This is a genomic window from Nibrella viscosa, from assembly GCF_039541875.1.
Taxonomy (GTDB): domain Bacteria; phylum Bacteroidota; class Bacteroidia; order Cytophagales; family Spirosomataceae; genus Nibrella; species Nibrella viscosa.
Genome location: NZ_BAABHB010000033.1, coordinates 1 through 1,633 on the forward strand (window position 1 = coordinate 1; position 1,633 = coordinate 1,633).

General features: G+C 59.8%; 1 protein-coding gene. It reads right to left on the reverse strand.

Annotation, left to right across the window (positions count from 1 at the left end):
• Positions 1 to 1,633, reverse strand: a 1,633-nt coding sequence (locus tag ABD931_RS29035; RefSeq protein WP_345271631.1) for an Ig-like domain-containing protein, incomplete at both ends; no start/stop codon positions are given.

Consider the following 1,633-nt stretch of genomic DNA (forward strand, 5'->3'; position numbering starts at 1 on the left):
GCGTTGCCCACGTTGATGCGCACCAGCGCCGTGTCACACAAACTGGTATTGACTACATCACAGATCCTGTAGACGAAGCTGTCGTTGCCCGTGAAGGTGTCATTGGGATCATAGCTGATGGTGCCATCGGCATTCACCAACAGCGTACCTCCTGTTGGCTGGGTCACAATTGTCGGCAGGGTCACATTGGCCACTCCGCTCACACTGGCCGGCGCACCCGTGCGGCTGAGGTCATTGACCAGCACCGCCAAAGCCAGCGTCTGGTTGAAGCCCAGCGTGTAGCTGTCGGGGTTGGCCACCGGGGGCGCACTGCCCACGTTGAAGGTTACTCGTGCCGTGTCACACAAGGCCGTGTTCACCCGGTCACAGATCTGGTAGACCAGCGTGGTGCTGCCGGCAAAACCGGTGGCCGGCGTGAAGCTGATGCTGCCATTGGCATTGACCACGGCTGTACCGTTAGCGGGCTGGGCCAGGATCACCGGGGTAGTCACCGTTACCAGTGTGGCCGGCACGGTGCCGTTGCGGTCGGCATCATTGGCCAATACATTCACCGTCACCGGCTGGTTGAAGGTAACCGTTGCCACATCCGGGTTGGCTACTGGTGCCTGTGAGCCTACATTGACCACCACCAGGGCCGTGTCACACAAGGCTGTATTCACCACATCACAGATGCGGTAGATGAACTGATCCGCCCCGGCAAAGCCGAAGGCAGGTGTGTAGGTGATGCTGCCGTTAGCGTTCAGCGTCAGCGAGCCATTCACCGGCTGGGTTACTATCGACGGAGCCGTGACGTTGGTCAGGCTGGCGGGCAGCGTACCTCTGGCCTGGTCATTGAGCAGCACCGGTATCTGCACGGCCGTGTTCAGGGCCGTGGTGTAGTTGTCGCGGTTGGCGCTGGGTGCTACACTGCCCACGTTGATGACCACCAAAGCCGAATCACACAACAAGGTGTTCACCCGGTCACAGATGCGGTAGAACAACGTGTCACTGCCTGCAAAGCCGGCATTGGGTGTGTAGGTAATCGAACCCGTTGAGTTTACTATTGCCGTACCGTTGCCGGGTGGACCTACAATGATGGGCAGGGTCACCGTGGTCAGACTAGCAGGTCTGCCTGCCCGGTCGGTGTCGTTGACCAGCACCGGCACGGTCACCGCCTGCTGGAAGGCCGTAGTGGCATTGTCGCGGTTGGCTGTCGGTGGTGCCGAGGGTACGTTGATAACTACTCTGGCCGTGTCACACACACTCGGACTGATGATGGAGCAGATGCGGTACACCAGCGTGTCACTGCCGGCAAAGCCCAGAGCCGGTGTGTAGGTCAGCGTACCATCCGGATTGATAACAGCTGTTCCGTTAGCCGGGCCTGAGACCACCACCGGTGCCGTGACATTGGTCAGGCTCGCCGGCTGTCCGTTGCCCGCCAGGTCATTGCCCAGCAGAGCTATGGTCACGGGCTGACCCAGCACACCCGTCACTACATCGGCATTGGCGGTTGGTGCCGGAGCATTACCCACGTTGATGCGCACCAGCGCCGTGTCACACAAACTGGTATTGACCACATCACAGATCCTGTAGACGAAGCTGTCGTTGCCCGTGAAGGTGTCATTGGGATCATAGCTGATGGTGCCATTGGTAT